The organism is Streptomyces murinus, from assembly GCF_002154555.1.
In the GTDB taxonomy this organism is placed as follows: Bacteria; Actinomycetota; Actinomycetes; order Streptomycetales; family Streptomycetaceae; genus Streptomyces; species Streptomyces murinus.
This window is the reverse complement of record NZ_MUNF01000124.1, coordinates 1-7909: the sequence shown is the minus strand read 5'-3', so window position 1 is coordinate 7909 and position 7909 is coordinate 1. Positions and strand designations below refer to the sequence as shown.

Sequence of the window (7909 nt, the reverse complement as noted above, 5' to 3'; positions counted from 1 at the left end):
CGGCCAGCAGTCCCCTTACGGCCAGCAGTCCCCTTACGGGCAGCCCCAGCCGCAGAACCCCGGTCCCTACGGCGGCTCGCCGTACCCCCAGCAGGGTCCCCAGCCCGGGGGCCCGCAGCAGCCGCCGTACCAGGGCTGGGGCGGTATGCCGCCCGTCGTGCCGCCGCCCCCGAAGAAGAGCCGGGTCGGTCTGATCCTCGGGATCGTCGGCGGCGTGGTCGTGCTGATCGTGGGCGGTCTGGTCGCCCTCGGCGCGATCGGCTACAAGTCGGCGACCACCTTCCCCGACGCCAAGAACAAGCTGACGCTGCCCAAGACGCTGCTCGACGACAAGTACACCTTCTCCAAGGACCTCTCCGGCGCCGACGGGCAGGCGATCGAGAGCGAGGCGAACTCCTCCTGGAACGCCAAGGACGTGCACGCCGTGGTGGGCACGTACGCTCTGGGAGGTGACGCGACCAAGGGCACCCTGGTGGTGTCGGGCATGTACGGCCGGCTCAAGGACGCGGACCAGATCCGCCGGAACATGATGAAGGGCGGCGCCGAGAGCGCCGGCACCACGGTCGCCGTGCCCGTGAAGGACTTCGACCTGGACGTCACCATCAGCTGCGAGGTGCTGGTCCAGGACCAGGCCGGTACGAAGATGACCATGCCCTCCTGCGCCTGGGCCGACGGCAACACGGCCGCCACGATCGTCGTCGTGGACATGAGCGTCATATCGCAGGACCCCTCGGAGGTCGACCTGGCCGCGCTCGCCAAGGAGACCCTCCAGGTCCGCTCCGAGGCGGTCAAGCCGATCGGCTGACCGCCGCCTCCTCCCCGGGCGCGAACGGCGCCCGCAGCGTGAAGGCGTACGGCGTCGGGCCGTGCGCCCTCAGGTGCAGCAGCCGGTCCTCCGCCTCGGCGACCGCCGGGCGGTGGCCGGCCGGCACCCACCACAGCGCGGTCACCGCCTCCTCCAGCCGCTCGAAGAACTCCCGGCGCCGGGCCAGCAACTCCCGGTGCTGCCCCCGGTACATGAACGCGGTGAGCGCCTCCGCGTCCCGCCACACCGACAGGTTGACGATCAGCCACGCGTCCCCGAGCACCGGGACGTCGGTCGCGTTGCCGGAGTCGCTCTTGAGCCGCCACACAAAGCCGTCCGAGGCGTCGGCGACCGCGTTCACCGGGTCGAGCCCGTCGACGAAGTCCTTCAACTCGGCCGAGTCCAGCGGGTGTTTGAGGCGGGCGATGTTCACCTGGGCCAGTTCGTACGCGGGTGCGGTATCCGTCATGGTCGCACCCTAAGGAGATCCCGGCCGCCCGCGGCAGCCCCGTCTCACCGGCCGAGCACCGCCCGCATCACGTCCCGGGCGATCGGCGCCGCGTCGCCCCCGCCGCTGATCTCGCCCCGGTCCGCCGAGGCGTCCTCCACCACCACCGCGACCGCGACCGCCGGCTCCACCGCGTCCTGGTCCTGCGCCCAGGAGACGAACCAGGCGTACGGCAGACCGGTGTTGTCCACCCCGTGCTGCGCGGTGCCGGTCTTGCCGCCGACGATCGCGCCGGGGATCGCCGCCCGGGTACCGGTGCCCTCCCGCACCACCCCGGTCATCAGCTCCTTCAACTGCTCGGCCGTGTACGGGTGCATGACCTGCCGCACCGGATGCGTTCCGCTGCCCGCGACCGTCTCGCCGTCGTGCCGTGTCGTCCGCTCCACCAGATAGGGCGTGTGCAGCCGCCCGTCGTCGGCGACGGCCGCCGCGACCATCGCCATCTGGAGCGGGGTGGCGCGGGTGTTGTACTGCCCGATCGAGGAGAGCGCCAACTGGGCTTTGTCCACATGGGAGTCGAAGGTGCTGGTCGCGACCGAGAAGGGCACGCGCAGCCCGCCGTCGTTGAACCCGAACGCCTCCGCCGTGGCCGTCATGTCCCGCACCCCGACGTCCACGCCCAGCTTGGCGAAGACCGTGTTGCAGGACCACTCGAAGGCGTCCCGCAGCGAGGTGTCCACACAGCCGTCGGCCTCGTTGGTCAGCGTGGTGCGGGTGCCGGGCAGCCGATAAGGGTCGGGGGAGTCGGTGCGCGCGTCCGGGTCCGTGACCACCCCCGCGTCCAGCGCCGCCGCCGCAGTGACCACCTTGAACGTCGAACCCGGCGGATACGTCTGCCGTACCGCCCGGTTGAGCATCGGCTTGTCCGGGTCGCCGTTGAGCCGCGCCCACGCGGACGCCACCGACTCGGCGTTGCCGGAGAGCTGGGCCGGGTCGTACGAGGGGCTCGTCACCAGGGCCAGGATCCGCCCGGTCGAGGGGTCGACGGCGGCCACCGCGCCCTTGCGCCCGCCGAGCCCCCGGTACGCCGCCTCCTGCGCCGCCCGGCTGAGGGTCGTCACGACGTTCCCGCCCGGTTCCAGGCCCCGGGTCAGGTCGTTCCACAGCGGCAGCGGCGCGAGCATCGGATCGGCGCCGGAGAGCACCCCGTCCTCGGAGTGCTCCAGGAACGTGGTGCCGTACGACTGGGAGGCGAAGCCGGTCACCGGCGCGTACAACGGGCCGTCCTGGTAGGTGCGTTCGTAGCGCAGCTGCTCATGGGTGTCCACGGAGCCGGTGACCGGCTTGCCGTCGACCAGGATGTCGCCGCGCGGCTGCTGGTAACGGGCGATGGCCGCGCGGCGGTTGGCCGGGTTGCCGGTGTAGTCGCCGGCCTGGACGAGCTGCACCCGGGCCGCGTTCACCAGCAGCGCGGCGAGCAGCAGGGTGCAGAACGCGCAGGCGTGCCGGATGTACCGGGCCATCGGCCGCCCGCCCTCGCCGCCCATCCCGGTGTAGTCGCTCACGGCGCCTCCCTGCCGTCGTACTGGCTGCGCGCCGAGTCGCTCACCCGGATCAGCAGGGCCACGATCGTCCAGTTGGTGACCACCGAGGAGCCGCCCTGGGCGAGGAAGGGCATCGCCATGCCGGTCAGCGGGATCAGCCCGGTGACCCCGCCCGCGATCACGAACACCTGGAGCGCCAGGATCGAGGCGAGCCCCACCGCGAGCAGCCGCCCGAACGGCTCGCGCAGCGCGAGGCCCGCCCGGTAGCCGCGCTCCACCAGCAGCGCGTACAGCAGGATGATCGCCGCGAGCCCCGCGAGGCCCAGTTCCTCGCCGGCCGTGGCCAGGATGAAGTCCGACTTGGTGGCGAAGCCGATGAGCACCGAGTGCCCGAGCCCGAGCCCGGTGCCGAGCAGGCCGCCCGCCGCGAACGCGAACAGCGACTGGGAGAGCTGGTTGGGACCCCGCCCGGCCTCGATGGTGGCGAACGGGTGCAGCCAGTCCGCGATCCGGCCGCCCACATGCGGCTCCACCCGGCCGACGGCCACCGCGCCCAGCACGGCGAGCACCAGCCCCACCGCGATCCAGCCGGTGCGCCCGGTGGCGACGTACAGCAGCACCACGAACAGCCCGAAGAACAGCAGCGAGGTGCCGAGGTCCCGCTCCAGGACCAGCACCCCGACGCTGAGCAGCCAGATCGTCACGATCGGCCCGAGCACCCGCCCGGTCGGGAACTGCATCCGCCAGATCCGGCGCCCGGTGTACGCGAGCGCGTTGCGGTTGGCGGCGAGGTACGCGGCGAAGAACACCGCGAGCAGCACCTTCGCGAACTCGCCCGGCTGGATGGAGAATCCGGCGAACCGGATCCAGATCCGGGCCCCGTTGACCGCCGGGAACAGGATCGGCAGCAGGAGCAGGACGAGCGCGGCGACCACGCACACATAGGAGTACCGCTGGAGCAGCCGGTGGTCGCGCAGCAGCAGGACGACGACGATGAACAGGGCCACCCCGAGCGCGGACCACACCAGCTGGGCGGGGGCGGCCCGGTCGCCCGGTGTCTCCAGGTCCAGTCGGTAGATCAGCACCAGGCCGAGCCCGTTGAGCAGCACCCCGATGGGCAGCGGCAGCGGATCGGCGTACGGCGCCCGCAGCCGTACGGCGAGATGCGCGAGCAGCGCGAGCACCCCGAGCCCGGCCCCGTACGCCAGCGCCCCCGGCGGCACCCGCCCGGCCCGGGCCAGGCCCACCGCGCAGTAGCCGTACACCGACAGCGTGACGGCCAGCACGATCAGCGCGAGCTCGATCCCGCGGCGCCGGGGCAGCCGTACGACAGGCACGGCGGCCGGGGCCGTCGCCGCGGCGGTTCCGGCGTCGGTCATGCCGCGAACTTACCTAAACCCGACTATTCCGCCTCAGTGCAACGCGCCCCTTAGGGGCGCGGGGCTGTGTCCGGCATGCGGCTCCGCCGCGTGGGCGCGACAAGCCACATACGACCCGTACCCGCCGACGAACCGCCCCGACGGAGCCCTACCGCCCCGGCGGAGCCACCCGCCCCGGCGGAGCCACCCGCGTCGGCCAAGCCACCGGCAGGACGAGCGTCGCCACCGCGCCCCCGTCCACCGCGTTCCGGAACGACAGCCGCGCGCCCAGCACCTCCGCCTGTCCCACCGCGATGGTCAGCCCGAGCCCGTGCCCCTTCGCGCCGCCCTCGGTACGGAACCGCTGCGGCCCGTGCACGACCAGATACTCGGGATACCCGCTCCCGTGGTCCCGCACCGTCACCACCGGCCCGTGCACCGTGAGCAGCACCGGCGCCGCCCCGTGCTTGTGCGCGTTGGCCACCAGATTGCCCAGCACCCGCTCCAGGCGCCGCCGGTCCGTCTCCACCACGGCGTCCCGTACGACCCGTACCTCGGTCTCCGTCCCCGACGCCCGCACCACCCGCTCGGCGAGCGCCCCCAGGCCCTCGGCGTCGGCCTCCAGCCGCTCCCGGCCGCTGTCCAGGCGGGAGATCTCCAGCAGGTCCTCGGTGAGGGTGCGCAGCGCGGCCACCCGGTCCCGCACCAGTTCCGTCGGCCGCCCGGGCGGCAGCAGTTCCGCCGCCGCGTGCAGCCCGGTGAGCGGGGTCCGCAGCTCATGCGCCACGTCCGCGGTGAACCGCTGCTCGCTGAGCAGCTTGCCCTGGAGCGAGGCGGCCATCGAGTCCAGCGCGGCGGCCACCGCGGCCACCTCGTCCTGGGGCCGGACCGGATCCTTCGTGCGGGGGTCGTCGACCCGTGCGTCCAGGTCGCCCGCGCTGATCCGGCGGGCCACCCGCGCGGTCGCGTGCAGCCGCCGGGTCACCCGGGACACGGCGAACACGCCGACCAGCACGGTCGCGCCGATGGCGAGCGCGGAGGACCACAGGATCGAGGTGTCGAGCCCGGCGATGGTGCCGGACTGCTGCGAGTAGTCGATCTCCACGGCGAGCGCCCGGTGCCCCTGGACGGGGCCCGCCGCCCACATCGTCGGCCGCCCCCGGTGCGTGGACACCACGGTGCCGCGCCGCCCGGAGAGCGCGAGCGCCCGCAGCGAGTCCGGCAGCCCCTCGGGGTCGACCCCGGCGTTGGGCAACAGGGTGTCCCCGGCCTCGTAGGCGCGGGTGGCGTCCGAGAGCCGGGACAGGGCGAGGTCACGGGCGTTGCCGACGGTCTGGTCCGTCACCGAGACGTGCACGAGCACACCGAGCAGCGCGGCCAGCGCGCAGCACATCACGGTGATGAACACGGCCGCCTTCACGGCGAGCGGCCCCGCCCAGCGGGCCAGCAGCAGCCTCATGACGCGCCCGGGGAGGCGGCGGGGGAGGCGGACGGGCGCGCGGAGGGGCTCGCCTTGTGGATCCGGCGGCCCGTGCCGGTGTGCAGGTACTCGTCGCGGGAGAACACCATCGCGCGCTGGCCGGGGTCCCACTCCCAGGTGGTGCGGTACTCGTAGCCGGAGATGTCCGCCGGATTGCGCTCGATCAGCGCGCGCCCGGCCAGCTCCACGCCGAGGATCGCGTCGTTGTCGGCCAGCACCTGCACCAGATGGCGGCCCTCGACGGTGTAGACCCGGACCGCCGTCTGGTTGGTCGGGTAGAGCCGGAAGCCGAGCGTGAGATCGGGCCGGCCGTCGCCGGTCAGGTCCCGGTAGTAGGGCTTGAGCAGCGGGCACAGCGCCCGGTCGCCGCCCGCACGGCAGTCCTTCACCCGGTCCACGGTCCCGTGGAACGCCCCCTTGGAGCCGTAGTCGGCCGGGTGCGCCTTCAGCTCCGCCTCGACGATGTCCACCGGATCGATCCTGCGTATGTCGCCGCCGGGTACGGTCAGGCCCTTGACGGTCTCCCGCGTCGCCACGTCGTACGGGTACGCCGGGCTGGACGCCGGGCGCAGATCGGGCCAGAGCTTGGCGGGGCTGTCCGCGGTCTGGGTCGGCCCGGCGCTCTGCAACTGGCCGGCGTCCCCGCAGGCCGCCGCCGTCGCCGACAACAGGGCGACGGCGGCCGCGGCGAAGGCGGTGCGCACAGGGCGACGGAGGGGCACGGTGCTCCAGGGGCGATGGTTTTGCAGGTCAGTAGGCCAGTATGCACATAGATTCCAAGGAAGCCCCTTTTTGTCCGCTCTGTGCACCTGGGCCGTGCGCCGGTGCCGGGACAGAGAGGCTACTCGGCCAGTTCCTCAAGGAGCCGTACGGTATGCAGCCCGGCGCGCAGATACGCCACGAACAGCTCGTTGTGCAGCGCCCACGCCGAGCGGCGGGCCCGGATCAGCCGGATGGCCTCGTCCGGCGCACCGCCCTGCTGCACCAGCGCGTGCGCCACGACCAGGCCCGAGCGGTTGTACCCGTGACAGCAGCGCACCAGCACGTGGCGGCCCGCGTCCAGCGCCTCGTTCGCCGCCCGCGCCAGCCGGATCACCCCGGCCAGCTGCGTGCCGTCCAGCGGTCCGTCCGGTATCGGCCACACATGGTGCTCGACGCCCGCGTCCGGGCCGTGGCCGGGCAGCCGCAGCAGCGACTGCACCACATCGAACTCGTCCCGTACGACGGCCGTCTCCAGCCGGCCCGTACGCCCCCGGTACTCGTGCCCGCCCATCCACAGGCCGGGCACGATCTCGCTCCACGGGCTCCGTGGAGCCGGCACGTCGGGCTGCGTTCCGCGGGTTCGCACCGGCGCCTCCCCAACTCCCCTGCGCGGGGCCGCCCTCCACGGTAGCCGGTCTTGCCCGGGAAGCACCCGGCCTGTTCCCATGGTCGAGGGGTGATGCGCATGAGCGGACTGCGCGTGGTGCCGGGCCGCCGCGGGGGCCGGGACCGGCTGTACGTCTGCCGCCCGGACGGCAGCCGGATCGCCTGGTACGACCGCGCCGCCGGCCGGGTCGACCTGCTCGCCGAGGACGAGCGGGACCGGGTCCTCGAAGCCCTGAAGCCCTTCCTCACCGGCCCGGTGGCCGTGGGCCCGCCCCCGGTCCCCACCGCCGCCGAACTCGCCCGGCTCGCCCTGCACCCCGATGACGACCTCGCGCCCAACCGGCCCGGCGAGGCGCTGCTGATCGCCCTCGACCGCGAACCCGGCGCCGGACACCGGCTGCGCCCCGACCCGCGCCGCCGCGCCCTGCTGGCCGAGCAGACCGTGGGCGATGTGCTCGACGGCCTGGAGGGCGCGGGCTGGCTCGCCCTGCACTCGCTGCCGCTGCCCGGCGGCGACCGGGTCCACCATCTGCTGATCGGCCCCGGCGGACTGTTCGCCGTGCACGCCCTGTACGCCCGCAGGGCACGGGTGCGGGTCGCCGATCCGATGGTCAGCGTGGGCCGGCGCGCCGCCGAGCCCCTGCTGCGCCGGCTGCGCGCCCAGACCGACCGGGCCGCCTACGCCCTGACCGCCGAGGTCCGCCCGGTGCTCGCCCTGACCGACCCCTCCGGGGTGACCCTGACCGCCGCGCCGCGGGGGATACGGGTCCTGTCCGCCGGGGAGCTGCCGGGGCTGGCCCGGCTGGGCGGCGTACTGAAACCGGCGGACGTGGCGGCGCTGCACGCGATGGCGAGGGACCGCCGTACCTGGGAGAAGGTCTGAGCCAGGCCCTAGGTGTATTGGCC

The 7909-nt window shown here is 73.7% G+C and carries 8 protein-coding genes; 2 read left to right on the top strand and 6 right to left on the bottom strand.

Annotation, left to right across the window (positions count from 1 at the left end; all coding sequences use genetic code 11):
- A partial coding sequence (locus CCN72_RS09860; RefSeq protein WP_244174168.1) for a hypothetical protein occupies positions 1-805 on the top strand: 805 nt, incomplete at its 5' end.
- Here the strand turns inward: CCN72_RS09860 and CCN72_RS09855 are convergent.
- The 6 genes from CCN72_RS09855 to CCN72_RS09830 form a co-directional block, all read right to left on the bottom strand.
- Entirely contained in the window at positions 789-1274 is a 486-nt protein-coding gene (locus tag CCN72_RS09855; RefSeq protein WP_086807180.1) for a DUF3291 domain-containing protein, read from the bottom strand. The genes CCN72_RS09860 and CCN72_RS09855 overlap by 17 nt on opposite strands.
- 44 nt (positions 1275-1318) lie before the next feature.
- Positions 1319-2776 carry a penicillin-binding transpeptidase domain-containing protein gene (locus tag CCN72_RS09850; RefSeq protein ID WP_208637957.1) on the bottom strand — a complete coding sequence of 486 codons (1458 nt, stop codon included), beginning with the start codon at positions 2774-2776 and terminating at the stop codon, positions 1319-1321.
- Positions 2777-2814: 38 nt separating this feature from the next.
- Positions 2815-4176 carry an FtsW/RodA/SpoVE family cell cycle protein gene (locus CCN72_RS09845; protein WP_086807178.1) on the bottom strand — a complete coding sequence of 454 codons (1362 nt, stop codon included), beginning with the start codon at positions 4174-4176 and terminating at the stop codon, positions 2815-2817.
- 148 nt (positions 4177-4324) lie between these two features.
- On the bottom strand, positions 4325-5614 hold the full coding sequence (locus CCN72_RS09840; protein WP_086807177.1) for a sensor histidine kinase: 1290 nt from the start codon (positions 5612-5614) through the stop codon (positions 4325-4327).
- Complete coding sequence (locus tag CCN72_RS09835; RefSeq protein WP_086807176.1) at positions 5611-6357, bottom strand: hypothetical protein; 747 nt, start codon at positions 6355-6357, stop codon at positions 5611-5613. The genes CCN72_RS09840 and CCN72_RS09835 overlap by 4 nt, the downstream gene beginning before the upstream one ends.
- 119 nt (positions 6358-6476) lie before the next feature.
- Positions 6477-6983 (bottom strand): protein-tyrosine phosphatase family protein, encoded by a 507-nt coding sequence (locus CCN72_RS09830; RefSeq protein ID WP_161218858.1) that lies wholly within the window; start codon positions 6981-6983, stop codon positions 6477-6479.
- A 99-nt stretch (positions 6984-7082) separates the two neighbouring features.
- On the opposite strand from CCN72_RS09830, the gene CCN72_RS09825 reads away from it, so the two are divergent.
- Positions 7083-7886, top strand: a complete 804-nt coding sequence (locus CCN72_RS09825) for a nuclease-related domain-containing protein (RefSeq protein ID WP_086807182.1) — start codon at positions 7083-7085, stop codon at positions 7884-7886.
- The last annotated feature ends 23 nt before the right edge of the window (positions 7887-7909 follow it).

What these genes read in the sequence shown, in the direction of transcription:
- CCN72_RS09855 (WP_086807180.1), bottom strand. Translation starts at nt 1,274, where the DNA reads ATGACGGATACCGCACCCGCGTACGAACTGGCCCAGGTGAACATCGCC.
- CCN72_RS09850 (WP_208637957.1), bottom strand. Translation starts at nt 2,776, where the DNA reads ATGGCCCGGTACATCCGGCACGCCTGCGCGTTCTGCACCCTGCTGCTC.
- CCN72_RS09845 (WP_086807178.1), bottom strand. Translation starts at nt 4,176, where the DNA reads ATGACCGACGCCGGAACCGCCGCGGCGACGGCCCCGGCCGCCGTGCCT.
- CCN72_RS09840 (WP_086807177.1), bottom strand. Translation starts at nt 5,614, where the DNA reads ATGAGGCTGCTGCTGGCCCGCTGGGCGGGGCCGCTCGCCGTGAAGGCG.
- CCN72_RS09825 (WP_086807182.1), top strand. Translation starts at nt 7,083, where the DNA reads ATGAGCGGACTGCGCGTGGTGCCGGGCCGCCGCGGGGGCCGGGACCGG.